This is a genomic window from Kitasatospora sp. A2-31, from assembly GCF_022288725.1.
Lineage (GTDB): Bacteria > Actinomycetota > Actinomycetes > Streptomycetales > Streptomycetaceae > Kitasatospora.
In genome coordinates, this window is record NZ_JAKNTA010000006.1 from 448,547 (window position 1) to 470,113 (window position 21,567).

The 21,567-nt window shown below is 67.6% G+C and carries 35 protein-coding genes; all 35 read right to left on the reverse strand.

Features of this window, described 5'->3' with window-relative positions:
• Positions 1-25: 25 nt before the first annotated feature.
• The 35 genes from rplQ to MCM47_RS20085 all read right to left on the reverse strand — a co-directional run bounded on the left by rplQ (position 26) and on the right by MCM47_RS20085 (position 21,548).
• Positions 26-520: a 50S ribosomal protein L17 gene (gene rplQ, locus MCM47_RS19915; protein ID WP_238862980.1), complete on the reverse strand. Its 495-nt coding sequence runs from the start codon at positions 518-520 to the stop codon at positions 26-28.
• Positions 521-647: 127 nt separating this feature from the next.
• A complete protein-coding gene (locus MCM47_RS19920; protein ID WP_030055844.1) occupies positions 648-1,670 on the reverse strand; it encodes a DNA-directed RNA polymerase subunit alpha in 1,023 nt (340 codons plus the stop codon).
• 130 nt (positions 1,671-1,800) lie between these two features.
• Positions 1,801-2,208, reverse strand: a complete 408-nt coding sequence (gene rpsK / locus MCM47_RS19925) for a 30S ribosomal protein S11 (RefSeq protein ID WP_014136257.1) — start codon at positions 2,206-2,208, stop codon at positions 1,801-1,803.
• 72 nt (positions 2,209-2,280) lie between these two features.
• The gene (gene rpsM / locus MCM47_RS19930) at positions 2,281-2,661 is read right to left on the reverse strand and encodes a 30S ribosomal protein S13 (protein WP_238862981.1); all 381 of its coding nucleotides are present in this window, start codon (positions 2,659-2,661) and stop codon (positions 2,281-2,283) included.
• A gap of 176 nt (positions 2,662-2,837) precedes the next feature.
• Positions 2,838-2,951, reverse strand: a complete 114-nt coding sequence (gene rpmJ / locus MCM47_RS19935; RefSeq protein ID WP_003956441.1) for a 50S ribosomal protein L36 — start codon at positions 2,949-2,951, stop codon at positions 2,838-2,840.
• A 54-nt stretch (positions 2,952-3,005) separates the two neighbouring features.
• Positions 3,006-3,227, reverse strand: coding sequence for a translation initiation factor IF-1 (infA, locus tag MCM47_RS19940; RefSeq protein ID WP_003956442.1), 222 nt, complete (start codon positions 3,225-3,227; stop codon positions 3,006-3,008).
• Positions 3,228-3,399: 172 nt separating this feature from the next.
• Positions 3,400-3,825, reverse strand: a complete 426-nt coding sequence (gene mscL, locus MCM47_RS19945; protein WP_238862982.1) for a large conductance mechanosensitive channel protein MscL — start codon at positions 3,823-3,825, stop codon at positions 3,400-3,402.
• Positions 3,826-3,984: 159 nt separating this feature from the next.
• Positions 3,985-4,824, reverse strand: coding sequence for a type I methionyl aminopeptidase (map, locus tag MCM47_RS19950; RefSeq protein WP_238862983.1), 840 nt, complete (start codon positions 4,822-4,824; stop codon positions 3,985-3,987).
• Between the two features lie 129 nt (positions 4,825-4,953).
• Positions 4,954-5,607 (reverse strand): adenylate kinase, encoded by a 654-nt coding sequence (locus MCM47_RS19955; RefSeq protein WP_238862984.1) that lies wholly within the window; start codon positions 5,605-5,607, stop codon positions 4,954-4,956.
• The gene (gene secY, locus MCM47_RS19960; protein WP_238862985.1) at positions 5,607-6,917 is read right to left on the reverse strand and encodes a preprotein translocase subunit SecY; all 1,311 of its coding nucleotides are present in this window, start codon (positions 6,915-6,917) and stop codon (positions 5,607-5,609) included. The genes MCM47_RS19955 and secY overlap by 1 nt, the downstream gene beginning before the upstream one ends.
• A 337-nt stretch (positions 6,918-7,254) precedes the next feature.
• The gene (gene rplO / locus MCM47_RS19965; RefSeq protein WP_255752515.1) at positions 7,255-7,707 is read right to left on the reverse strand and encodes a 50S ribosomal protein L15; all 453 of its coding nucleotides are present in this window, start codon (positions 7,705-7,707) and stop codon (positions 7,255-7,257) included.
• A gap of 2 nt (positions 7,708-7,709) precedes the next feature.
• The gene (gene rpmD, locus MCM47_RS19970; RefSeq protein WP_030055835.1) at positions 7,710-7,892 is read right to left on the reverse strand and encodes a 50S ribosomal protein L30; all 183 of its coding nucleotides are present in this window, start codon (positions 7,890-7,892) and stop codon (positions 7,710-7,712) included.
• Positions 7,892-8,512: a 30S ribosomal protein S5 gene (gene rpsE, locus MCM47_RS19975; protein WP_238862986.1), complete on the reverse strand. Its 621-nt coding sequence runs from the start codon at positions 8,510-8,512 to the stop codon at positions 7,892-7,894. The genes rpmD and rpsE overlap by 1 nt, the downstream gene beginning before the upstream one ends.
• A gap of 48 nt (positions 8,513-8,560) precedes the next feature.
• The gene (rplR, locus tag MCM47_RS19980; protein ID WP_030232494.1) at positions 8,561-8,944 is read right to left on the reverse strand and encodes a 50S ribosomal protein L18; all 384 of its coding nucleotides are present in this window, start codon (positions 8,942-8,944) and stop codon (positions 8,561-8,563) included.
• Positions 8,945-8,947: 3 nt separating this feature from the next.
• Positions 8,948-9,487: a 50S ribosomal protein L6 gene (gene rplF, locus MCM47_RS19985; protein WP_238862987.1), complete on the reverse strand. Its 540-nt coding sequence runs from the start codon at positions 9,485-9,487 to the stop codon at positions 8,948-8,950.
• A gap of 22 nt (positions 9,488-9,509) precedes the next feature.
• On the reverse strand, positions 9,510-9,917 hold the full coding sequence (gene rpsH, locus MCM47_RS19990; RefSeq protein WP_238862988.1) for a 30S ribosomal protein S8: 408 nt from the start codon (positions 9,915-9,917) through the stop codon (positions 9,510-9,512).
• 259 nt (positions 9,918-10,176) lie between these two features.
• Positions 10,177-10,362, reverse strand: coding sequence for a type Z 30S ribosomal protein S14 (locus MCM47_RS19995; protein WP_030393303.1), 186 nt, complete (start codon positions 10,360-10,362; stop codon positions 10,177-10,179).
• A gap of 4 nt (positions 10,363-10,366) precedes the next feature.
• Positions 10,367-10,936: a 50S ribosomal protein L5 gene (gene rplE, locus MCM47_RS20000; protein WP_238862989.1), complete on the reverse strand. Its 570-nt coding sequence runs from the start codon at positions 10,934-10,936 to the stop codon at positions 10,367-10,369.
• A complete protein-coding gene (rplX, locus tag MCM47_RS20005) occupies positions 10,936-11,247 on the reverse strand; it encodes a 50S ribosomal protein L24 (protein ID WP_148644962.1) in 312 nt (103 codons plus the stop codon). Before rplX ends, rplE begins: the two co-directional genes overlap by 1 nt.
• A 15-nt stretch (positions 11,248-11,262) precedes the next feature.
• A complete protein-coding gene (gene rplN / locus MCM47_RS20010) occupies positions 11,263-11,634 on the reverse strand; it encodes a 50S ribosomal protein L14 (protein WP_030232481.1) in 372 nt (123 codons plus the stop codon).
• Positions 11,635-11,736: 102 nt separating this feature from the next.
• Positions 11,737-12,009, reverse strand: a complete 273-nt coding sequence (gene rpsQ / locus MCM47_RS20015) for a 30S ribosomal protein S17 (protein ID WP_110670527.1) — start codon at positions 12,007-12,009, stop codon at positions 11,737-11,739.
• Positions 12,009-12,233, reverse strand: a complete 225-nt coding sequence (gene rpmC, locus MCM47_RS20020) for a 50S ribosomal protein L29 (RefSeq protein ID WP_209414070.1) — start codon at positions 12,231-12,233, stop codon at positions 12,009-12,011. The genes rpsQ and rpmC overlap by 1 nt, the downstream gene beginning before the upstream one ends.
• Positions 12,233-12,652, reverse strand: coding sequence for a 50S ribosomal protein L16 (gene rplP / locus MCM47_RS20025; RefSeq protein ID WP_030300385.1), 420 nt, complete (start codon positions 12,650-12,652; stop codon positions 12,233-12,235). The genes rpmC and rplP overlap by 1 nt, the downstream gene beginning before the upstream one ends.
• 5 nt (positions 12,653-12,657) lie before the next feature.
• Positions 12,658-13,479 carry a 30S ribosomal protein S3 gene (rpsC, locus tag MCM47_RS20030; protein ID WP_209414069.1) on the reverse strand — a complete coding sequence of 274 codons (822 nt, stop codon included), beginning with the start codon at positions 13,477-13,479 and terminating at the stop codon, positions 12,658-12,660.
• Positions 13,479-13,826 (reverse strand): 50S ribosomal protein L22, encoded by a 348-nt coding sequence (gene rplV, locus MCM47_RS20035; protein ID WP_030232471.1) that lies wholly within the window; start codon positions 13,824-13,826, stop codon positions 13,479-13,481. The genes rpsC and rplV overlap by 1 nt, the downstream gene beginning before the upstream one ends.
• 57 nt (positions 13,827-13,883) lie before the next feature.
• Entirely contained in the window at positions 13,884-14,165 is a 282-nt protein-coding gene (gene rpsS, locus MCM47_RS20040; protein WP_035848164.1) for a 30S ribosomal protein S19, read from the reverse strand.
• An 11-nt stretch (positions 14,166-14,176) separates the two neighbouring features.
• Entirely contained in the window at positions 14,177-15,013 is an 837-nt protein-coding gene (gene rplB / locus MCM47_RS20045; protein ID WP_209414068.1) for a 50S ribosomal protein L2, read from the reverse strand.
• A 46-nt stretch (positions 15,014-15,059) separates the two neighbouring features.
• Positions 15,060-15,377: a 50S ribosomal protein L23 gene (rplW, locus tag MCM47_RS20050; protein WP_030280768.1), complete on the reverse strand. Its 318-nt coding sequence runs from the start codon at positions 15,375-15,377 to the stop codon at positions 15,060-15,062.
• A complete protein-coding gene (rplD, locus tag MCM47_RS20055; protein ID WP_238862990.1) occupies positions 15,377-16,054 on the reverse strand; it encodes a 50S ribosomal protein L4 in 678 nt (225 codons plus the stop codon). Before rplD ends, rplW begins: the two co-directional genes overlap by 1 nt.
• Positions 16,055-16,058: 4 nt before the next feature.
• Positions 16,059-16,706 (reverse strand): 50S ribosomal protein L3, encoded by a 648-nt coding sequence (rplC, locus tag MCM47_RS20060; RefSeq protein WP_030263524.1) that lies wholly within the window; start codon positions 16,704-16,706, stop codon positions 16,059-16,061.
• A gap of 14 nt (positions 16,707-16,720) precedes the next feature.
• Positions 16,721-17,029: a 30S ribosomal protein S10 gene (rpsJ, locus tag MCM47_RS20065; RefSeq protein ID WP_012785157.1), complete on the reverse strand. Its 309-nt coding sequence runs from the start codon at positions 17,027-17,029 to the stop codon at positions 16,721-16,723.
• Between the two features lie 494 nt (positions 17,030-17,523).
• The gene (locus MCM47_RS20070; RefSeq protein ID WP_238862991.1) at positions 17,524-19,344 is read right to left on the reverse strand and encodes a hypothetical protein; all 1,821 of its coding nucleotides are present in this window, start codon (positions 19,342-19,344) and stop codon (positions 17,524-17,526) included.
• A 115-nt stretch (positions 19,345-19,459) separates the two neighbouring features.
• The gene (locus tag MCM47_RS20075; RefSeq protein ID WP_238862992.1) at positions 19,460-20,353 is read right to left on the reverse strand and encodes a glycosyltransferase; all 894 of its coding nucleotides are present in this window, start codon (positions 20,351-20,353) and stop codon (positions 19,460-19,462) included.
• A 131-nt stretch (positions 20,354-20,484) separates the two neighbouring features.
• Entirely contained in the window at positions 20,485-20,862 is a 378-nt protein-coding gene (locus MCM47_RS20080) for a DUF2304 domain-containing protein (protein WP_238862993.1), read from the reverse strand.
• The gene (locus MCM47_RS20085) at positions 20,859-21,548 is read right to left on the reverse strand and encodes a glycosyltransferase family 2 protein (RefSeq protein ID WP_238862994.1); all 690 of its coding nucleotides are present in this window, start codon (positions 21,546-21,548) and stop codon (positions 20,859-20,861) included. The genes MCM47_RS20080 and MCM47_RS20085 overlap by 4 nt, the downstream gene beginning before the upstream one ends.
• Positions 21,549-21,567 lie beyond the last annotated feature (19 nt).

Below are 21,567 nucleotides of genomic sequence, written 5' to 3' on the forward strand. Positions count from 1 at the left end.
GGGCCCGCGACGACACCTAGCGGTGTCAGGCCTGCTCGGCGGCCTCGGCCTCGGCGGCCGCGGGGGCCTCCTCGACCTTGGTCTCCTCGGCCTTGGCGTCGGCCTCCTTGACGGCACGCTTGGTGGCGGCCTCGGCCTCGCCGACGGCGGTCTGCGCGACGGTCAGCGCCTCGACCAGCTCGATCACGGCCATCGGGGCGTTGTCGCCACGACGGGGACCGATCTTGGTGATGCGGGTGTAGCCACCCGGGCGGTTCTCGTAGCGCGGCGCGATCTCGGTGAAGAGGGTGTGCAGCACCGAGATGTCGGTGATGGTCTTGCGCACCAGGCGACGGTTGTGGATGTCGCCCTTCTTCGCCTTGGTGATCAGCTTCTCCGCCAGCGGGCGCAGGCGGCGGGCCTTGGCCTCGGTGGTGGTGATGCGGCCGTACTGGAACAGCTCACGGGCCAGACCGGCGAGCAGCAGCGGCTCGTGGTGCGGGCCGCCGCCGAGGCGGGCACCCTTGGTGGGACGCGGCATGGAATTACTCCTCGATTCTCCGACTGCGGCCGTACCAGGTACCGCAGCGGGCGTACGGGCACTGTGCCCGCACGACTTTCACGACGACGGGGGCGGTTCCGGGGAACCGCCCCCGCGGTCAGGTCTTTCAGTACTGCTCGGTCTCCGCGTAACCCGCGTCGTCCAGGTCGTCGGCGCCGAAGGCGTCGGCGGCGGCGGTCGGGTCGAACCCGGGCGGGCTGTCCTTGAGGGCCAGGCCCATGCCGGCCAGCTTCGCCTTGACCTCGTCGATCGACTTCGCACCGAAGTTGCGGATGTCGAGCAGGTCGGCCTCGGAGCGGGCGACGAGCTCACCCACGGTGTGGATGCCCTCGCGCTTGAGGCAGTTGTACGACCGAACGGTGAGCTCCAGCTCCTCGATCGGCAGCGCCAGGTCGGCGGCCAGGGCGGCGTCCGTCGGGGACGGGCCCATGTCGATGCCCTCGGCGTCGATGTTCAGCTCGCGGGCGAGGCCGAACAGCTCCACCAGGGTCTTGCCGGCCGAGGCCATGGCGTCGCGCGGACGCATGGCGGGCTTGGTCTCGACGTCGACGATCAGCTTGTCGAAGTCGGTCCGCTGCTCGACACGGGTGGCCTCGACCTTGTAGGTGACCTTCAGCACGGGGCTGTAGATCGAGTCGACCGGGATGCGGCCGATCTCCTGGCCGGAGGCCTTGTTCTGCACGGCGGAGACGTAGCCGCGACCGCGCTCGACGGTCAGCTCCATCTCCAGCTTGCCCTTGCCGTTCAGCGTGGCGAGGACGAGCTCGGGGTTGTGCACCTCGACACCGGCCGGCGGCGCGATGTCGGCGGCGGTGACCACACCCGGGCCCTGCTTGCGCAGGTACATCACGACCGGCTCGTCGTGCTCCGAGGAGACGACCAGCTGCTTGATGTTGAGGATGAGGTCGGTCACGTCCTCCTTGACGCCCGGCACGGTGGTGAACTCGTGCAGGACACCGTCGATGCGGATGCTGGTGACGGCGGCACCCGGGATCGAGGAGAGCAGCGTGCGGCGCAGGGAGTTGCCGAGGGTGTAACCGAAGCCCGGCTCCAGCGGCTCGATCACGAACCGCGAGCGGAACTCGTCGACGACCTCTTCGGTCAGCGAGGGACGCTGAGCGATAAGCATGAGGGGTGTTCCTCCAGTTGTCTTCGGCACCCACTATTTGATGCCGACAGGACCAAGCGTACGGGGTCCCGCAGAGAACGGGACCCCGTACGAGGTTCAGAGCACTACCGGTGTGCCCGAAGGGCCGACGTCAGACGCGGCGGCGCTTCGGCGGACGGCAGCCGTTGTGCGGGGTGGGGGTGACGTCCTGGATCGAGCCGACCTCCAGGCCGGTGGCCTGGAGCGAACGGATCGCGGTCTCGCGGCCGGAGCCCGGACCCTTCACGAAGACGTCGACCTTGCGCATGCCGTGCTCCTGCGCGCGACGGGCAGCGGCCTCGGCGGCCATCTGCGCGGCGAACGGGGTGGACTTGCGCGAGCCCTTGAAGCCGACGTGGCCGGCGGAGGCCCAGGAGATCACGTTGCCCGACGGGTCGGTGATCGAAACGATGGTGTTGTTGAACGTGCTCTTGATGTGCGCGTGGCCGTGAGCGACGTTCTTCTTTTCCTTGCGGCGGATCTTCTTCGCGCCGGCAGCCTGACGACCCTTGGGGGGCATAAGTCTGTTCTCCTACTGAGGTGGTCGGTCCGCTGACCCGCGGGCCGGAGGGATGTCCGGTTACGGGACGGACTACTTCTTGCCCGGCTTCTTCTTACCGGCGATCGCGCGACGCGGGCCCTTGCGGGTACGCGCGTTGGTGTGGGTGCGCTGGCCGCGGACCGGGAGGCCACGGCGGTGACGCAGACCCTCGTAGCAGCCGATCTCGACCTTGCGGCGGATGTCGGCGGCCACCTCGCGGCGGAGGTCACCCTCGACCGTGAAGTTGGCGTCGATGTACTGGCTCAGCTTGACGAGGTCTTCCTCGGAGATGTCGCGAACGCGGACATCCGGGTTGACGCCGGTCTCGGCCAGGGTCTGCTGGGCGCGGGTACGGCCGATGCCGTACACGTAGGTGAGGGCGATCTCGATCCGCTTCTCACGGGGGAGATCAACGCCGGCGAGGCGTGCCATTCAAGGCTCCTGTGGTTCTTCAGAGGTCTTGCGTGCTGCCTACTCCGACACCTCACGGTGAGGGAGCCCCGGCCTCTGACCGGGGGTGGCAGTCCGCCCTGCGAGAGGGGGATCGGGCAGCCCGCTTATGACGTTTTCGCGTCGCGCGAAGTACTACGAGAAATGCTGGGGAGAGATCAGCCCTGGCGCTGCTTGTGGCGCAGGTTGTCGCAGATCACCATGACCCGGCCGTGACGGCGGATCACCTTGCACTTGTCGCAGATCTTCTTGACGCTCGGCTTGACCTTCATGTCTCAGGTTCTCCGGGTCTAGATCTGGCGCCACCGCCGTCAGGCGGTGGTTCTTTACTTGTAGCGGTAGACGATCCGGCCGCGCGTGAGGTCGTAGGGGCTGAGCTCCACCACGACCCGGTCGTCCGGCAGGATGCGGATGTAGTGCATGCGCATCTTGCCACTGATGTGCGCGAGGACCTTGTGACCGTTCTGCAGCTCGACCTTGAACATCGCGTTCGGAAGAGACTCGATCACGGTGCCCTCGATCTCAATGGCGCCTTGCTTCTTAGCCATGAACTGCGAGATCCACCTTCCGGGACCGGCTACCGTATGCGGAACGCTCGTGCGAACCTGGGTCCACCCCGCCCCCCTGAGGGGAAGAGGGCGTGCTGAAGCACGCTACGAGTGAGCCGACGGTCCATCCTACGCCAGTGCACGGGATGCACCAAAACCGGGGGCACCCGAATCAGCGCTGGGCCACCACGGTCAGCGGCTCGACGTGGGCGGTGCAGGCCGAGCAGCGGCGGGCGGCCTCCGGGATCTCCGTCAGGCACTCGGGGCAGGGGCGCTTCGGGGTCTTCGGCTTCTTCGGCAGGTACCGGGCGGTGGCCTTGGTGACCGGCAGCACGACGCAGAAGTACAGCACCGCGGCGGTCATGACGAAGGCGATCAGCACGTTCAGGAACTGCCCGTACGGGAACGTGACGCCGGCCACGGTCGCCTTGTACGAGCTGAAGTCGCCGGCCGCGCCGACCACCACGCCGACCAGCGGGGTGAGGAAGGCGGAGACGAAGCCGGTGACGACCCCGGTGAAGGCGGCACCGATCACCACGCCGACCGCCATGTCGACCACGTTGCCGCGCATCATGAAGTCGCGGAATCCCTTGAGCACTGCTCTCTCCTGCTCGCTCGAAGCCAGTCCAACGGCAACAGCCACTGCCAGCCGATAAAAGTAGGACAAAAGCCCTGGAGGTCCAAACCTCCAGGGCTCTGATCCGTTCTCAGCGGCCGTCCTCCGCGCGGGCTCCGCGGCCGACGCCCGGGCCGCCGGTCAGGCGAGCGGGTCCGGGGCCGCGGTGACGCCCAGCTTCGCGAGCTCGGCCTTGCCGCCGTCGAAGGCGGTCAGCACCAGCGGGCCCTGCTCCGTGACCGCGACCGAGTGCTCCCAGTGCGAGGCCCAGGTGCCGTCGTTGGTCACGACGGTCCACTCGTCCTCCAGCACCGTGGTGTGCGGGGTGCCGAGCGAGACCATCGGCTCGATCGCCAGCACGGTGCCGGGGACCAGCTTGGGGCCCTTGCCGCGGCCGCGCTCGACGTAGTTCAGCACGTGCGGCTCCATGTGCATCGCGGTGCCGATGCCGTGGCCGCCGTAGCCCTCGGTGATCCCCCACTTGCCCTTGGGCGGCAGCGGCTGGCGCCGGATGAAGCCCTCGATCGCTTTGGAGACGTCGACCAGGCGGTTGCTCTTCTTCATCTGGGCGATACCGGCCCACATCGAGCCCTCGGTGACCCGGCTCAGCATCTCGACCTCGGGGCGGACCTCGCCGACCGCCACGGTGATCGCCGCGTCGCCGTGCCAGCCGTCCAGGATGGCGCCGCAGTCGATCGAGATGAGGTCGCCCTCCTGCAGCACCCGCTCGCCGGGGATGCCGTGGACGACCTCGTTGTTCACCGAGGCGCAGATCACGCCAGGGAACCAGAGGCCGCCGTGGTGGGCGCGGAAGTTCGAGGTGGCGCCGTGCTCGGTGATGACCTTGTCCGCGACGTCGTTGAGCTCCTGGGTGGTCACCCCCGGAGCGACCGCCTCGCGGCAGGCCTTCAGCGCCTCGGCGACGACCAGCCCGGCCGCTCGCATCTTCGCGATCTGCTCGGGGGTCTTGATCTCCACCATCTGGTCACGCCTTCCTTGGGTTCCCGCCCGGTCCTTGCCGGGCGGCCGTGCACTCGTTCCACCGTACGACGCCGTACGGCCGCGCCGCCCCGGAGCGGGCGTGCGCGGCCGTACGAACGTCGGTCGGACTCAGCTGTCCTGCTTCAGCGCCTCGATCGCGCGCTGGGTGACCTCGTCCACCTTGCCGAGGGCCGGGATGACCTCCACCAGGCCCTGCTGACGGTAGTAGTCGATGATCGGCTCGGTCTCCGTGTGGTAGACCTCCAGGCGCGTGCGCACCTTCTCCTCGGTGTCGTCCGAGCGCTGGTACAGCTCGCCGCCGCACTCGTCGCAGACACCCTCGACCTTCGACGGGTTGTAGTCCACGTGGAAGACGTGACCACCGTCGTTGCGGCAGAGCCGCCGGCCGGCGATGCGCTTGACGACCTCGTCCTCGGGGACCTCCAGGTCCAGCACGCCGTCGAGCTTGATGCCCTGCTCCACGAGGAACTCGTCCAGCGCCTTGGCCTGGCCGAGGTTGCGCGGGAAGCCGTCGAGCAGGAAGCCGTCGGCGGCGTCCGCCTGGAGCATGCGGTCCTTGGCCATCCCGATGGTGACCTCGTCCGGCACCAGGCGACCCGCGTCCATGTAGCTCTTGGCCTCGAGCCCCAGCGGGGTGCCCTGGCCGATGTTGGCGCGGAACAGGTCACCGGTGGAGATGTGGGGGATGGACAGGGTCTTGGCGAGCAGGTGCGCCTGAGTACCCTTCCCGGCCCCGGGAGGCCCGACGAGGACGATACGCATCAGCGGAGGAACCCTTCGTAATTGCGCTGCTGGAGCTGGCTCTCGATCTGCTTCACAGTTTCGAGTCCGACGCCGACGACGATGAGCACGCTGGTGCCGCCGAACGGGAAGTTGGTCTGCTGTCCGAAGGCGACCAGGGCGATCATCGGGATCAACGCGATCAGGCCCAGGTAGAGCGAACCCGGCCACGTGATTCGGGTGAGCACGTAGTTCAGGTACTCGGCCGTCGGCCGGCCGGCCCGGATACCCGGGATGAACCCACCATACTTCTTCATATTGTCGGCAACTTCTTCGGGGTTGAAGGAGATGGCGACGTAGAAGAAGGCGAAGAAGACGATCAGCAGGAAGTAGGTGGCCATGTAGATCGGGTGGTCACCCTTGACGAAGTTCGTCCGGATCCACACCGCCCAGCCGGCCTGGCTGTTGGTCAGCTGCACCACCAGCGCGGGGATGTACAGCAGCGACGAGGCGAAGATGACCGGGATGACACCGGCCTGGTTCACCTTGAGCGGGATGTAGGTCGAGGTGCCGCCGAACGCGCGGCGGCCGATCATCCGCTTCGCGTACTGGACCGGGATCCGGCGCTGGGCCTGCTCCACGAAGATGACCAGCATCACAACGATGATGCCGACCGCGACCACCGAGAGGAACTCGACCCAGCCGTCGCCGATGGTGCCGGACTGCTTGATCGCCCACATCGAGGACGGGAACTGCGCCGCGATCGAGGTGAAGATCAGCAGCGACATGCCGTTGCCGATGCCGCGGTCGGTGATCAGCTCGCCGAGCCACATGATCACGGTGGTGCCGGCGGTCATGGTGAGCACCATGACGGCGATCCGGAACACGCCGGTGTCCGGCACGATCTGGTTCGCGTACGGGCAGCCCGAGAACAGCGCGCCGCTGGAGGCCGTCGCCACGATGCCGGTGCCCTGGAGCACGGCGAGCGCGATGGTCAGGTAGCGGGTGTACTGGGTGATCTTGGCGGTCCCGGCCTGGCCCTCCTTCTTCAGCGCCTCGAGTCGCGGGATCACGACGGTGAGGAGCTGGAGGATGATGCTGGCCGTGATGTACGGCATGATGCCGAGCGCGAAAATCGTCAGCTGGAGGAGCGCGCCACCGCTGAACAGGTTGACGAGCCCGAACAGGCCGCTGTTCTTGGTCTCCTTCACACAGGCGTTGACGGCCTGGAAATCCACCCCGGGTACCGGGATGTGCGATCCCAGCCGGAACAGCACCATGATGCCCAGCGTGAACAGCAGCTTCTTGCGCAGGTCGGGCGTCTGGAACGCCCGCGCGAACGCACTGAGCACGGTGCCTCCTGCGCCTCCCGCGCGTCGTCGGCGGGAGGGTCGGTCCTGAATTGGGGAGTTTGCGGTTCGGGCCCCCGTACAGACGGCACAGGCGAGCCTACGCGCAGCCTACAAGGGAACTCCACGGACTCTAACAGTGCGCGGCCACTCGAAAGAAGCGCGTACGGCCCCTCCCCCACTCACGGGGTACGGGATGCCCGGGTTTGCCACACAAAAGAACGAGGGCCCCTGCCGCCCGGGAACGCGGCCCGGCCGGCGCGCCGCCGCGGCCGGGGAAAGGCGCGAGCCCCACACCGCCCGGAAGGGGCGGTGCGGGGCTCGCGGAAGGTCAGCGGGCTCAGACGAGCTCGGTGACGGTACCGCCGGCGGCGGTGATCTTCTCGGCGGCGGAGCCGGAGACGGCGTCGACCGTCACCTGCAGCGCAACCGAGATCTCGCCGGTGCCGAGCACCTTGACGAGGGAGTTCTTGCGAACCGCGCCCTTGGCGACCAGGTCCTCGACCGTGACCTCGCCACCCTGCGGGTAGAGCTCGGCCAGCTTGTCGAGGTTGACGACCTGGAACGTGATCTTGAACGGGTTCTTGAAGCCCTTCAGCTTCGGCAGGCGCATGTGGAGCGGCATCTGGCCACCCTCGAAGCGCTGCGGAACCTGGTAGCGGGCCTTGGTGCCCTTGGTACCACGACCGGCGGTCTTACCCTTGGAGCCCTCACCACGACCCACACGGATCTTGTCGGTCTTGGCACCCGGGGCGGGCCGCAGGTTGTGGATCTTGATCGGGTTGTCGCCCATGATCAGTCCACCTCCTCAACCGTCACCAGGTGACGGACCGTGTGGGCCATCCCGCGGATCTCGGGACGGTCCTCCTTCACCACGACGTCGTGCATGCGCTTGAGACCAAGCGAACGCAGGGTGTCACGGTGGTTCTGCTTGCTGCCGATGTACGACTTGGTCTGCGTGATCTTCAGGCGAGCCATCAGGCGCTCACCCCAGCAGCACGCGCCCGCAGCAGAGCAGCGGGGGCCACGTCCTCCAGCGGCAGGCCACGACGGGCGGCGATCTCCTCGGGGCGCACGAGGCCCTTCAGAGCAGCCACGGTGGCGTGCACGATGTTGATCGCGTTGTCCGAGCCGAGCGACTTCGACAGGATGTCGTGGATGCCGGCGCACTCGAGGACGGCACGCACCGGGCCACCGGCGATAACACCGGTACCAGGGGCGGCCGGCTTCAGCAGCACGACGCCGGCGGCCTTCTCGCCCTGAACGGGGTGCGGAATGGTGCCCTGGATACGGGGAACCTTGAAGAAGTTCTTCTTGGCCTCCTCAACGCCCTTGGCGATGGCGGCCGGAACCTCCTTCGCCTTCCCGTAACCAACACCCACGGTGCCCTCGCCATCGCCCACCACGACCAGCGCGGTGAAGGAGAAACGACGACCACCCTTGACAACCTTGGCGACACGGTTGATCGCGACGACGCGCTCGACGTAAGCGGTCTTCTCGACAACCTGGGCGCCGCCCCGGTCGTCACGCTTACGGTCGCGCCGCTCGCCACCGGTGCCGCCACCGGCGCCGCTACCGCGGCGCTGGGGTCCAGCCATTGGAATTACCTCTCTCGTTTACGTCCGTCGACAGAGCCGACGAGCGGCTTAGAAGTCGAGCCCGGCCTCACGGGCCGCGTCCGCCAGGGCGGCGATGCGGCCGGCGTACCGGTTGCCCGCGCGGTCGAAGACGACCGCCTCGATGCCGGCGGCCTTGGCGCGCTCGGCGACCAGGCTCCCGACCTTCTTGGCCAGCTCGGTCTTGTCGCCCTCGGCGCCCTTGATGGACACGTCGAGGGTGGACGCCGACGCCAGGGTGTGACCCTTGGCGTCGTCGATGACCTGGGCGACCATGTGACGGTTCGAGCGCGTCACGACGAGACGCGGACGCACCTCGGTGCCGACGACGCGCTTGCGAACGCGGATCGCGCGGCGCTTGCGAGCGGCGCTCTTGTAGGCGTTGCCCTTGCCGATCTTGACAGAGACGCTCATCGCTTACTTACCACTCTTTCCGACCTTGCGGCGGATGACCTCGCCCGCGTACTTGACGCCCTTGGCCTTGTACGGGTCGGGCTTGCGCAGCTTGCGGATGTTCGCGGCGACCTCGCCGACCTTCTGCTTGTCGATGCCGTCCACGTGGAACTTGGTGGGCGACTCGACCACGAAGGAGATGCCCTCCGGGGCCTCGACCAGGATCGGGTGGCTGTAGCCGAGCTGGAACTCCATGGAGGAGCCCTTCGCAGCGACTCGGTAACCAACACCGCTGATCTCCAGCGACTTGCGGTAGCCCGCGGTCACGCCGGTGATCATGTTCGCCACCAGCGTGCGGGTCAGGCCGTGCAGGGCCTTCGACTGACGCTCGTCGTTGGGGCGGGTGACAGCCAGAGTGCCGTCCTCGCCCTTGCCGATCTCGATCGGCGCGGCGACAACGTGGGTGAGGGTGCCCTTGGGACCCTTCACCGAGACCGCCTGGCCATCGATGGTGACGTCCACGCCGGCGGGAACCGGGATGGGCAGCCGTCCAATGCGCGACATTGCTGTACCTCCGTTTCCCGAATTACCAGACGTAGGCGAGAACTTCTCCGCCTACGCCCTTCTTGGCAGCCTGCTTGTCCGTGAGGAGACCGGAGGACGTGGAGATGATCGCCACGCCCAGGCCGCCGAGGACCTTCGGCAGGTTGGTGGACTTTGCGTAGACCCGCAGGCCCGGCTTGCTGATCCGCTTGATGCCAGCGATCGAGCGCTCACGGTTGGGGCCGAACTTGAGCTCGATGGTCAGCTTCTTGCCGACCTCGCCCTCAGCGGGCTCCTCAACCTTGTAGGAGGAGATGTACCCCTCCTGCTGCAGGATCTCGGCGACGTGCGCCTTGATCTTGCTGGCCGGCATCGCCACGGAGTCGTGGTACGCCGAGTTAGCGTTACGCAGACGCGTGAGCATGTCTGCGATGGGGTCGGTCATGGTCATGATGGCCTCAGGCCTCTCTCGCCGTGGTTTCTCCGCGCAAGGTCCCCCGTACTCCTGCGGAGTACGGGGCACAGACGCAGGGGACCTACGACGTAGTAAGACTGGGTGCGAGCCCTCCGAAGAGGATCACCTGCCGCCATGGGACGGCCGTGACAGGGGGCCCGACCCCACTACCTTACGGGATTCCGTACGGGAGCCCAAAAACGGGCGATGTGGGGTCGGGCACCTCTGCTTCGCTAGGTGACTGGAACCGCCTGGACTACCAGGAGCTCTTGGTCACGCCCGGCAGCTCGCCGCGGTGCGCCATCTCACGGAGGCAGACACGGCAGAGGCCGAACTTGCGGTACACCGAGTGCGGACGGCCGCAGCGCTGGCACCGGGTGTAGGCCCGGACGCCGAACTTCGGCTTCCGCTCGGCCTTCGCGATGAGGGACTTCTTCGCCATTGGCTCACGCCTCCTTGAACGGGAAGCCCAGGGCACGCAGGAGCGCCCGGCCCTCGTCGTCGGTCTGAGCGGTGGTCACGACGGTGATGTCCATACCGCGCTGACGGTCGACCTTGTCCTGGTCGATCTCGTGGAACATAACCTGCTCGGTCAGACCGAAGGTGTAGTTGCCACGGCCGTCGAACTGCTTCGGGGAGAGGCCACGGAAGTCACGGATACGCGGCAGGGCCAGCGTCACCAGACGGTCCAGGAACTCCCACATGCGGTCACCACGGAGGGTGACGTGGGTGCCGATCGGCTGGCCCTCGCGCAGCTTGAACTGCGCGATGGACTTGCGAGCCTTGGTCACGGCCGGCTTCTGACCGGTGATCGCGGTCAGGTCGCGGATCGCGCCCTCGATCAGCTTGCTGTCACGGGCGGCCTCGCCGACACCCATGTTGACGACGACCTTGACCAGGCCGGGCGTCAGCATGACGTTCTCGTACGAGAACTGCTCCTGCAGCTGACCCTTGATCTCGGAGTTGTAACGCTCCTTGAGACGGGGGGTCACCTTCTCAACAGTCGTCTCAGACATCAGATGTCCTCACCGGTTCGCTTGGCAACGCGGATCTTGTTGCCCTCGTCGTCGAAGCGGTAGCCAACGCGGGTGACGACCTTCTTGCCGTCCTTCTCCACGACCAGCTGGACGTTGGAGACGTGCACCGGGGCCTCGACGGTGACAATGCCACCCTGGGTGCCCGGGCCCGGCTTGGTGTGCTTCTTGACCCGGTTGACACCCTCGACCAGGACCTTGTTCTCGGCGGGGAGGGCCTGGATGACCTTGCCCTGCTTGCCGCGGTCCTTGCCGGTGATGACCTGGACCAGGTCACCCTTCTTGATCTTCATGCTGTTCGCCATGAGTCAGAGCACCTCCGGCGCAAGCGAGATGATCTTCATGAACTTCTTGTCGCGCAGCTCACGGCCGACCGGGCCGAAGATGCGGGTGCCACGCGGGTCACCCTCGGTGTTCTTCAGAACGACCGCGGCGTTCTCGTCGAAACGGATGTACGAGCCATCCGGACGACGACGCTCCTTGACGGTGCGGACGACGACGCACTTGACGACGTCACCCTTCTTCACCGAACCACCGGGGATCGCGTCCTTGACGGTCGCGACGATGACGTCCCCGATGCCGGCGTAGCGGCGACCGGAGCCACCGAGAACACGGATGCAAAGGATCTCCTTGGCACCAGTGTTGTCGGCGACCCGCAGTCGCGACTCCTGCTGGATCACAGCTTTCTCCTGATCGTCAACGAGAGTCGACGGGCCGGCCGCTGCTCACACCGGCGTCCGCGGGGGACCCGGTGCACATACGGCCGTACCTCATCGGCTTCGTTACTTGGCCTTCTCGAGGATCTCGACGACGCGCCAGCGCTTCGTCGCGGACAGCGGGCGGGTCTCCGCGAGGAGGACCCGGTCACCGATGCCGCACGCGTTCTGCTCGTCGTGCGCCTTCAGCTTGTTCGTACGGCGGATGACCTTGCCGTACAGAGCGTGCTTGACGCGGTCCTCGACGGCGACGACGACGGTCTTGTCCATCTTGTCGCTGACGACGAGACCCTCACGGGTCTTGCGGAAACCGCGCGTCTCGTTGGTGTTCTCAGTCATCAGGCGTTCTCCACCGTCTCGATGCCCAGCTCGCGCTCGCGCATCAGGGTGTAGATCCGCGCGATGTCCTTACGGACGAGCTTCAGCCGTCCGTGGTTGTCGAGCTGCCCGGTCGCCGCCTGGAAGCGGAGGTTGAACAGCTCCTCCTTGGCCTCACGCAGCTTGGCAACGAGAGCCTCGTTGTCCAGCTGGCGGAGGTCAGCAGCCTTGGTAGCGGCCGACATCAGCTCTCACCGTCCTCGCGCCGGACGATCCGGCACTTCATCGGCAGCTTGTGAGCAGCGCGGGTGAGCGCCTCACGAGCGACCTTCTCGTTCGGGTACGACAGCTCGAACATGACCCGACCCGGGTGCACGTTCGCGATCCACCACTCCGGCGAACCCTTACCGGAACCCATGCGGGTCTCGGCCGGCTTCTTGGTCAGCGGGCGGTCCGGGTAGATGTTGATCCAGACCTTGCCGCCACGACGGATGTGACGGGTGATCGCGATACGAGCGGACTCGATCTGACGGTTCGTCACGTAGGCCGGGGTCACGGCCTGGATGCCGAACTGGCCGAACGCCAGCTCGGTGCCACCCTTCGAGGCGCCGCGGCGCTTCGGGTGGTGCTGCTTGCGGTGCTTGACCCGACGGGGGATCAGCATTGGGGTCAGGCCTCCGTTCCGGTGTTCTCAGCAGCCGGAGCCTCGGTCACCGGGGCCGCGGGGGCCTCGGCGGCGGGACGACGGCCACGGCCACCGCGCTCGCCACCACGGCGCTCGCCACCGCGGGCGGGACGACCGCCCTCGGGACGGGCCGGGCGGTTGCCCGAGCGGGCAGCGGCGTTCTCAGCGCGGACCTCGGCGATGTTCTTGACGTCGCCCTTGTAGATCCAGACCTTCACGCCGATGCGGCCGAAGGTGGTCTTGGCCTCGAAGAAGCCGTAGTCGACGTTCGCGCGCAGGGTGTGCAGCGGCACACGGCCCTCGCGGTAGAACTCCGAACGGCTCATCTCGGCGCCGCCGAGACGACCGGAGCACTGCACCTTGATGCCCTTGGCGCCGGACTTCATGGTGCCCTGCATCGACTTGCGCATGGCACGACGGAAGGAGACGCGGGAGGACAGCTGCTCCGCGACGCCCTGAGCCACGAGCTGGGCGTCCAGCTCGGGGTTCTTGACCTCGAGGATGTTCAGCTGGACCTGCTTGCCGGTCAGCTTCTCGAGGTCGCCGCGGATGCGGTCGGCCTCGGTGCCACGGCGGCCGATGACGATGCCGGGGCGGGCGGTGTGGATGTCAACGCGGACGCGGTCGCGGGTGCGCTCGATCTCGACCTTGGAGATGCCGGCGCGCTCCATGCCCTTCGTCATCATGCGACGAATGGCGACGTCTTCCTTGACGTAGTCCTTGTACAGCTTGTCGGCGTACCAGCGGGACTTGAAGTCCGTGCTGATGCCGAGGCGGAACCCGTGCGGGTTAACCTTCTGGCCCATTACCGGGTCCCTTCCTTGCTGCTGACGACCACGGTGATGTGGCTGGTCCGCTTGCGGATCCGGTAGGCACGGCCCTGGGCGCGCGGACGGAACCGCTTCAGGGTCGGACCCTCGTCAACGTACGCCTCAGAGATGTAGAGGTCGTCCACGTTGGAGTGGTTGTAGTTGTGCGCGGCGTTGGCGATGGCGCTGTCGAGCACCTTGCCGACCGGCACGGTGGCGGCCTGCGGAGCGAAACGCAGGACGGCCTGGGCCTCCGTGGCGTTCAGGCCACGGATGAGGTCCACCACGCGGCGGGCCTTCATGGGCGTGACGCGGATGTACCGCGCCTGGGCCCTGGCTTCCATGGTTGTCCCCTTAATGGAGTAAGTCATTGAGTCGTTCTGGCGGTGAAGCTCAGGCGACTAGCGACGCTTCGACTTGCGGTCGTCCTTGACGTGGCCGCGGAAGGTGCGGGTCGGAGCGAACTCGCCCAGCTTGTGGCCGACCATCGACTCGGTGACGAACACCGGGACGTGCTTGCGACCATCGTGAACCGCGATCGTGTGGCCGAGCATGCTCGGGGAGATCACGGAGCGACGGGACCAGGTCTTGATGACGTTCTGGGTACCCGCCTCGTTCTGAGCGTCCACCTTCTTGATGAGGTGGCCGTCGATGAAGGGGCCCTTCTTGAGACTGCGCGGCATCTGACCTGCTCCTAGCGCTTCTTGTTGGTCTTGCGGCGGCGCACGATGAGCTTGTCCGACGCCTTGTTCGGGCGACGGGTACGGCCCTCGGGCTTACCCCACGGCGAGACCGGGTGGCGACCACCGGAGGTCTTACCCTCACCACCACCGTGCGGGTGGTCGATCGGGTTCATGGCCACACCACGCACGGTCGGGCGGACGCCCTTCCAGCGCATACGGCCGGCCTTGCCCCAGTTGATGTTCGACTGCTCGGCGTTGCCGACCTCGCCGACGGTGGCACGGCAGCGCGCGTCCACCAGGCGGATCTCACCGGAGGGCATGCGCAGGTGCGCCATCTTGCCCTCACGCGCCAGCAGCTGGATGCCGGAGCCGGCCGAGCGGGCCAGCTTGGCACCGCCGCCGGGACGCAGCTCCACCGCGTGGATGGTGGTACCGACCGGGATGTTGCGCAGCGGCAGGTTGTTGCCCGGCTTGATGTCGGCCGCGGGGCCGTTCTCGATCCGGTCACCCTGCGTGATGCCGCGCGGAGCGATGATGTAGCGCTTCTCGCCGTCCGCGTAGTGCAGGAGCGCGATGCGCGCGGTGCGGTTCGGGTCGTACTCGATGTGCGCGACCTTGGCCGGCACGCCGTCCTTGTCGTGACGACGGAAGTCGATCACGCGGTAGGCGCGCTTGTGACCGCCACCCTGGTGGCGAGCGGTGACACGACCGGCGTTGTTACGGCCGCCCTTGCTGTGCAGGGGGCGAACCAGCGACTTCTCCGGCGTGGACCGCGTGATTTCTACGAAGTCGGCCACGCTGGAGCCACGACGGCCCGGCGTAGTCGGCTTGTACTTGCGGATGCCCATTTGGCTCTCTCGTCCTCGTCCTAATCGACGATCACGATCTCCCTATTCAGGAGACCGGACCACCGAAGATGTCGATGCGGTTGCCCTCGGCCAGCGTCACGATGGCGCGCTTGGTGTCCTTGCGCTTGCCAAAGCCCGTCTTGGAGCGCTTGCGCTTGCCCTGACGGTTGATCGTGTTGACAGCCTCGACCTTGACCGAGAAGACCGCCTCGACGGCCTGCTTGATCTGGGTCTTGTTGGCGCCCGGCGACACGATGAACGTGTACTTGTTCTCGTCGAGAAGGCTGTAGCTCTTCTCGGAGATGACCGGCTTCACCAGGACGTCACGGGGGTCCGTGAACGTCTTGCTCGTAACGTCGCTCATCAGGCGGCGCTCCCTTCGAGCTCGCCCTCAGCGGCAACGGCCTTGGCGGACGCGGCCGGACCGGCCACGAAACGCTCGAAGGCGGCCTGGGTGAAGACCACATCGTCGGAGACGAGCACGTCGTAGGTGTTCAGCTGACCGGCGTCCAGGATGTGCACGTGCGGCAGGTTGCGAGCGGACTTGAGGCCCAGCTCGTCCGAGCGCTCGACGACCAGGAGGACGTTCTTGCGGTCGGTGATCTTGCCGAACAGGCTCTTGGCGGCCTTGGTCGACGGCGCCTCGGTCGCGGTCACGCCGGTGACGACGTGGATGCGGTTGTGGCGGGCCCGGTCGGTGAGCGCACCGCGCAGGGCGGCGGCGATCATCTTCTTCGGGGTCCGCTGCGAGTAGTCGCGCGGCACGGGACCGTGCACGACGCCACCGCCGGCGAACTGCGGCGCACGGGTCGAGCCCTGACGGGCGCGGCCGGTGCCCTTCTGGCGGTACGGCTTCTTGCCGCCGCCACGGACCTCGCCACGAGTCTTGGTCTTGTGGGTGCCCTGACGGGCCGCAGCGAGCTGCGCCACGACGACCTGGTGCATCAGCGGAACGCTGACCTTCGCGTCGAAGATCTCGGCCGGCAGCTCGATGCTGCCGGTCTTGTCGCCAGCCGGCGACAGGATGTCAATGGTGCTCATTTCCTCACAGCCCCTTCGCCGCGGTGCGGACGAGGACGAGGCCGCCGTTCGGGCCCGGGACGGCGCCCTTGATGAGCAGCAGGCCCTTCTCCGCGTCGACCGCGTGCACGGTCAGGTTCTGGGTGGTCACACGCTCGTGACCCATCCGACCGGCCATGCGCAGGCCCTTGAACACGCGGCCCGGGGTGGCGCAGCCACCGATGGAACCGGGCGAACGGTGCTTGCGCTGGGTGCCGTGGCCGGCGCCGAGACCCTTGAAGTTGTGACGCTTCATGACACCGGCGAAGCCCTTGCCCTTGGAGGTGCCGGTCACGTCGACCTTGACACCCGCCTCGAACAGCTCGGCGGTGATCTCCTGGCCCAGGGTGTACTCGGACGCGTCCGAGGTACGCAGCTCGACCAGGTGGCGGCGCGGGGTGACACCGGCCTTGGCGAAGTGGCCCGCGAGGGGCTTGTTCACCTTGCGGGGGTCGATCTCGCCGAAGCCGATCTGGACGGCGTCGTAGCCGGCCGGGCTGTCGGCGGTGTGGACCTGGGTCACGACATTCGGCCCAGCCTTGACGACGGTCACCGGAACGATCCGGTTGTTCTCGTCCCAGACCTGGGTCATGCCGAGCTTCTCGCCCAGGATGCCCTTAATCTGCTTAGCCATCTTCGGTGCGCCTCTCAGAGCTTGATCTCGATGTCGACACCAGCCGGCAGGTCGAGACGCATGAGCGAGTCAACCGTCTTCGGCGTGGGGTCGAGGATGTCGATCAGACGCTTGTGAGTACGCATCTCGAAGTGCTCGCGCGAGTCCTTGTACTTGTGCGGCGAGCGGATGACGCAGTACACGTTCTTCTCAGTGGGCAGCGGCACCGGGCCCGCGACCTGCGCACCAGTACGGATCACCGTCTCGACGATCTTCTTCGCCGAGGAGTCGATGACCTCGTGGTCGTAGGCCTTGAGCCGGATGCGGATCTTCTGTCCCGCCATGGCTACTCAGTAGTCCTTTGTGTCGTCTGCTGCTTCTACGGCCGGATTCGTCCGGGTGGACTGTGTCCGGTGGCACCCCTGGGTGGTTACCTCCGACCCACGCGGTCGGGCGTGTCGCACTCCCGCTTGCAAAAAACCGGAAGAGTGTGTCCTCTTCTCGGTGTTCTCGCTGTGAGTCGGTGAGGTCTTGCACCCACCAGGTGCCGGGTCGAGGCCCCGCCCACGCTTCCCGGAAGATTCCCGTACGTCCGCCCCGCAGCTGCCGCGGTGTCGACTTCACACCACTGCATTCACACACTTCACGTGAACACATGAACGGCCATCACGGGAACGACGAGTACATGGGACTCGCTTCCGGTCCTCCCGGCGGGAGGCGCGCAGCATCGGCACTCAACCGAGCAACTTGGACATACTGCCACATGGAGCAGCCCGGATGCCAATCGGCCCCGACGTGGTCCGCACCACGTCGGGGCCGCTCAGCCGTTCCGGCCCCGCTACCAGGGGCGCTTGGAGCCGCAGACGAGGGCCCACTCCTCGGCCTTCACGTTGGCGCACCACAGCTGCCCCTTGTCGGGCTCGTTGTTGTACTCCTTGAGCTTGTAGTTCACCGGCGCGCAGTCCGTCGGACCGGCCGGGTCGTACTTGGGGCACTTGCCGTTGCGGTTCACCAGGATGTGCGCGCGCCAGGCGTCGGCGCCCATGTCGATGATCTCCGACTTGCCGTCCGGGATGGCCTTCGGATCGGTCGTCGGCATGTAGCGGTCGGCCGACCAGGAGGCGCCCATGGTGGCGAACAGCGCGAGGGCGCAGACCGCGCCCGCGACCATCCGGCCGGTGACCGCCGGGCGGATCGCCGCCGCCACCGGCTTGCCGTCCTCGACCCGCTGCAGCGTGCGCACCCAGCTCGTCCCGCGCTGCACGGCGAACATCAGGCCGAGCACGGCGAGGATCATCAGGGCGTACAGGATGATCCAGGTGGTGCGCGGGTAGAGCTGGATCGCCTTGTCCTCGGCCAGGTGCGAGGCGAACCAGAAGCGCAGCAGCCAGGCACCGATCAGGGTCGCCGCGACCGTCCGGACCGCGATGCTGCGCAGGCCCAGGCCCAGCGCCAGCGCCGCGCCGGCCAGCAGCAGCAGGGTGTAGGCGCTCTGGCCGGCGAGCTCGCCGCGCCACGGCCAGTCGTGGTACGTGAGCCGGCCGGAGCGGTCCGAGGCCCAGCCCATGATGTACGCCGGGTCGACGTAGACCGGCAGGTAGGCGTACCGGTCCTTGGCCTGCGCGCCCAGCTTGACCAGCTGGTACAGCAGCGGCGAGGCGACGACGCCGGCGCTCAGCACCGTCACGCCGAGGAACAGCAGGGCCCGCTTGAGCCGCGCGGCGCCACGGCGCCACGGCACGACGAACATCGTCAGGACGAAGACCCCGGGGGCCGCCCAGACGAACCAGCCGTTGTACCAGAGGAACATCACGCCGAACGAGCCGCCGAAGCCCAGGGCACGGAGCACGACCGAGCGGGTCGACAGCTCGTGGGCGCGGCGCAGCTCGCGCAGGGCGCCCGCCAGCATCGGCACCATCACGATCATGGTGACGTGGCTGTAGGGGCGGATCGGGTCGAGGAAGAGGATCGCCGACGGGACGGCGATCAGCAGGGCCCAGAACGGACGCAGCAGCAGCCGCCAGGACAGGTAGGCCATCGGGCCGACCAGCGCGCTGCAGATCAGCTGGAGGTCCTTGAGCGCGTAGCCCCCGCCGCCGACACCGCCGTAGAAGAGCTTCGACCAGACCGCCAGCGCTCCCGGGAACCCGGGCGGGTAGACGCCGGGCACGCCCTGGCCGCGCAGCATGTCGTTGGCCATGCCGATGAGGTTGCCCGGGTCGCCCTCCTGGCCGCCGAGCCCCCACTGGGTGCCGTTCAGCGCCACCACGATGCCGCCGGCCACCACGCCGGTGGACAGACCCGCCACGGCGGCGCAGACCAGCCGCTGGGCGAGCTGGGCGCGCGCCACGCTGCCCCGGTAGGCGGTGTAGAGCAGCACGGCCAGGACCGGCAGGCCGACCAGCGCCGCGTACTTCTGGATCATGGCCAGGCCGCTGACCTGGCCGACCCGGGCGAGCGGGTTGACGTCGATGCGGGTGCAGAGCAGGGCGAAGCCGAAGGCCGCCACGACCGACACCACCGCCTCGGCCGTACGGGCCGCCCAGGGCCGGGCCAGCAGGCCCGGGGCCCGCGAGCCGACCGGGTCCGTCGTCACACCGCCCGGCCGGCGCGGCTCCGTGGTGGAGCCGCCGACGGGGTCGGCAGCCAGATCAGTCATGTCAGTCGCTTTCGTGGAGTGGCGCGGATGTGGCGACGGTCAAACGGACGTCGTGGGGGCGCCGCCCGGTCCCCCGGCCTCCGCCGAATGCCTGCTTCGGCGTTGCCCGGGACGGTCAGCCGGTGCGGACCGCCCGTCCCACCATGGCCCCGGCGTGCGCGAAGTCACCGGCGCCGAGCCGGCCGGCCGCCACCATCAGCGCGTGCAGGCGCGAGGACAGGTGCAGGTCCGCGGAGCGGGCGGCGGCGTTCCAGCCCTTGGCGCGCAGCTCCTTGGCGATCAGCCCGTAGTAGCGCAGCTCCTCGTCGAAGCGCTTGCCGTCCTTGACCCGGGTCGAGGAGTCGCTGGCCTGGTGGCGGCGGTAGCGGAACACCTCGCGCTCGTCGACCAGGAGGTTGCCGCCCTCCATCAGCATGTCGACCATGAAGGCCAGGTCGTGGATGGCGTCGATGTCCGGCCGGTAGGGGATCTTCGACAGGGCGGACCGGCGGTAGGTGAGCGAGGGCGTGTAGAGCCAGTTGCCGGAGAGCAGGCTCTTCACCGCCTCCTCGCCGCTGATCACGCCGGCCTTGCGGGCCGGGGCGCTGATCTTGCGCTTGACCTTGTCACCGATGCCGACCGAGGTGAGGATCGTTCCCTCGCTGTCCATCACCCGCACGCCGGGCTGGACCGCGATCGCCTTCGGGTCGGCCCGCAGGCGCTCCAGGACGACGTCGAGGTAGTTCGGCTCCAGCAGGTCGTCGGCGCCCATCATCGAGACGAACTCGCGCTCGGCCAGGGTCGAGGCCTTGTAGGTGTTCCCGTTGGGGCCCAGCCGCTCCTCGTTGCGGATGTAGCGGATCCGCTCGTCGCCCAGGCTCTCGATGTACTCCAGCGCCCGGAAGCCCGGGTACTGGTCGTCCACGATCGTCAGCCGCCAGTCCTCCTGGTGCTGCGCCCGGATGCTGTCGATGGTGGCGAACAGGTACTCCGGGTCGCCGTAGTACGGAATGACGAAATCGACGCTCATGGCGGCGCCGCACCTCCTGGTCTTGATCGCGCTTCGGTGCACCGGCGCGCCTGCCCGGTGACGCGAAGAGGAACGGTACCCCGCACGGGGGTCCCGTTCTCTCGTCGGTGTCCTCGCCCGGCGGGCCCGGGTCAGCGCTCGGAGCTGACCGGGACGTCGAGGCGGTCGTTGTTGTGGCGGATGCCCTCGGTGATGGCCACCGTGCGTGCCAGATCGGTGATCTTCTTCTCCAGCGAGCGGAAGCGCAGGTAGGTGTTGAGCGTCAGGAAGCCCATGGCGATCACCATCAGGTACAGCACCAGGTCGGTGCCGCGGCCCACGCCCAGGGCGGTGGCCAGCTTGGTCACGCCGGTCGGCCACAGGATCGCGACGATGTTCGCGATCACGAAGAGCGAGAAGGCGATGCGCTTCCACGCCCTGGTGTTCGCGGCGTCCCAGCGCCGGACGAACAGGAGGGCCATGGCCACGGCGGCCACGACGAGGATCAGCTGAATCCAGAGGTGGTTCATCGGCGGTTACGCTCCCGCAGCGAGATGTCGAAGAGGATGTTGACGCCATTGATCAGGGACTGGCCCTTGGCGCGAGAGTAGTCGGTGTACAGGATGTCCACCGGCACCTCGGCGACCCGCAGATCCGAGCCGGCGAGGAAGGAGACGATCTCCGAAGCGTGGGCCATGCCGTTCATGGTGATCCGGATGCGGCCGGCGGCCTCGCGGTTCATGACGCGCAGACCGTTGTGCGCGTCGGTGAGCTTCAGCTTGCGGGCGGTGGGGCTGACCGCGGCGGCCGTCCGCAGCACCACGCGCTTGATCCACGGCACCTGGCCGGTCTGCTCGATGAAGCGGGAGCCGAGCACGATGTCGGCCTCGCCCTGGCGCAGCAGCGCCACCATCTTCTCGACGTCGCCGGTCTGGTGCTGGCCGTCCGCGTCGAAGGTCGCGAAGTACTCCGCGCCCTGCTGCTCCAGCGCGTACTTCAGACCGGTCTGCAGCGCGGCGCCCTGGCCGAGGTTCACCGGGTGGCGGACGAGGTGCGCACCGGTCGTCATGACGTGCTGCGCGGTGTCGTCGGTGCAGCCGTCGTCCACCACGACGATGTTGGGGAAGGTCTTGCGTGCCCCTTCCACGACCTCGGCGATCACCTGGCCTTCGTTGTAGGCCGGGATCACCAGCCAGACGTTGTCGTACTCGGACACAGGGGCTCCATGCTTGGCG

Bases quoted from the DNA above. Each gene is read 5' to 3' on its own strand.
- rplQ (WP_238862980.1), bottom strand. From the start codon at position 520: ATGCCGCGTCCCACCAAGGGTGCCCGCCTCGGCGGCGGCCCGCACCAC.
- MCM47_RS19920 (WP_030055844.1), bottom strand. From the start codon at position 1,670: ATGCTTATCGCTCAGCGTCCCTCGCTGACCGAAGAGGTCGTCGACGAG.
- rpsK (WP_014136257.1), bottom strand. From the start codon at position 2,208: ATGCCCCCCAAGGGTCGTCAGGCTGCCGGCGCGAAGAAGATCCGCCGC.
- rpsM (WP_238862981.1), bottom strand. From the start codon at position 2,661: ATGGCACGCCTCGCCGGCGTTGATCTCCCCCGTGAGAAGCGGATCGAG.
- rpmJ (WP_003956441.1), bottom strand. From the start codon at position 2,951: ATGAAGGTCAAGCCGAGCGTCAAGAAGATCTGCGACAAGTGCAAGGTG.
- infA (WP_003956442.1), bottom strand. From the start codon at position 3,227: ATGGCTAAGAAGCAAGGCGCCATTGAGATCGAGGGCACCGTGATCGAG.
- map (WP_238862983.1), bottom strand. From the start codon at position 4,824: ATGGTGGAGATCAAGACCCCCGAGCAGATCGCGAAGATGCGAGCGGCC.
- MCM47_RS19955 (WP_238862984.1), bottom strand. From the start codon at position 5,607: ATGCGTATCGTCCTCGTCGGGCCTCCCGGGGCCGGGAAGGGTACTCAG.
- rplO (WP_255752515.1), bottom strand. From the start codon at position 7,707: ATGGGCGACAACCCGATCAAGATCCACAACCTGCGGCCCGCCCCGGGT.
- rpmD (WP_030055835.1), bottom strand. From the start codon at position 7,892: ATGGCTCGCCTGAAGATCACGCAGACCAAGTCGTACATCGGCAGCAAG.
- rpsE (WP_238862986.1), bottom strand. From the start codon at position 8,512: ATGGCTGGACCCCAGCGCCGCGGTAGCGGCGCCGGTGGCGGCACCGGT.
- rplR (WP_030232494.1), bottom strand. From the start codon at position 8,944: ATGAGCGTCTCTGTCAAGATCGGCAAGGGCAACGCCTACAAGAGCGCC.
- rplF (WP_238862987.1), bottom strand. From the start codon at position 9,487: ATGTCGCGCATTGGACGGCTGCCCATCCCGGTTCCCGCCGGCGTGGAC.
- rpsH (WP_238862988.1), bottom strand. From the start codon at position 9,917: ATGACCATGACCGACCCCATCGCAGACATGCTCACGCGTCTGCGTAAC.
- MCM47_RS19995 (WP_030393303.1), bottom strand. From the start codon at position 10,362: ATGGCGAAGAAGTCCCTCATCGCGAAGGCCGAGCGGAAGCCGAAGTTC.
- rplE (WP_238862989.1), bottom strand. From the start codon at position 10,936: ATGTCTGAGACGACTGTTGAGAAGGTGACCCCCCGTCTCAAGGAGCGT.
- rplX (WP_148644962.1), bottom strand. From the start codon at position 11,247: ATGAAGATCAAGAAGGGTGACCTGGTCCAGGTCATCACCGGCAAGGAC.
- rpsQ (WP_110670527.1), bottom strand. From the start codon at position 12,009: ATGACTGAGAACACCAACGAGACGCGCGGTTTCCGCAAGACCCGTGAG.
- rpmC (WP_209414070.1), bottom strand. From the start codon at position 12,233: ATGTCGGCCGCTACCAAGGCTGCTGACCTCCGCCAGCTGGACAACGAG.
- rplP (WP_030300385.1), bottom strand. From the start codon at position 12,652: ATGCTGATCCCCCGTCGGGTCAAGCACCGCAAGCAGCACCACCCGAAG.
- rpsC (WP_209414069.1), bottom strand. From the start codon at position 13,479: ATGGGCCAGAAGGTTAACCCGCACGGGTTCCGCCTCGGCATCAGCACG.
- rplV (WP_030232471.1), bottom strand. From the start codon at position 13,826: ATGGAAGCCAGGGCCCAGGCGCGGTACATCCGCGTCACGCCCATGAAG.
- rpsS (WP_035848164.1), bottom strand. From the start codon at position 14,165: ATGCCGCGCAGTCTCAAGAAGGGCCCCTTCATCGACGGCCACCTCATC.
- rplB (WP_209414068.1), bottom strand. From the start codon at position 15,013: ATGGGCATCCGCAAGTACAAGCCGACTACGCCGGGCCGTCGTGGCTCC.
- rplW (WP_030280768.1), bottom strand. From the start codon at position 15,377: ATGAGCGACGTTACGAGCAAGACGTTCACGGACCCCCGTGACGTCCTG.
- rplD (WP_238862990.1), bottom strand. From the start codon at position 16,054: ATGAGCACCATTGACATCCTGTCGCCGGCTGGCGACAAGACCGGCAGC.
- rplC (WP_030263524.1), bottom strand. From the start codon at position 16,706: ATGGCTAAGCAGATTAAGGGCATCCTGGGCGAGAAGCTCGGCATGACC.
- rpsJ (WP_012785157.1), bottom strand. From the start codon at position 17,029: ATGGCGGGACAGAAGATCCGCATCCGGCTCAAGGCCTACGACCACGAG.
- MCM47_RS20070 (WP_238862991.1), bottom strand. From the start codon at position 19,344: ATGACTGATCTGGCTGCCGACCCCGTCGGCGGCTCCACCACGGAGCCG.
- MCM47_RS20075 (WP_238862992.1), bottom strand. From the start codon at position 20,353: ATGAGCGTCGATTTCGTCATTCCGTACTACGGCGACCCGGAGTACCTG.
- MCM47_RS20080 (WP_238862993.1), bottom strand. From the start codon at position 20,862: ATGAACCACCTCTGGATTCAGCTGATCCTCGTCGTGGCCGCCGTGGCC.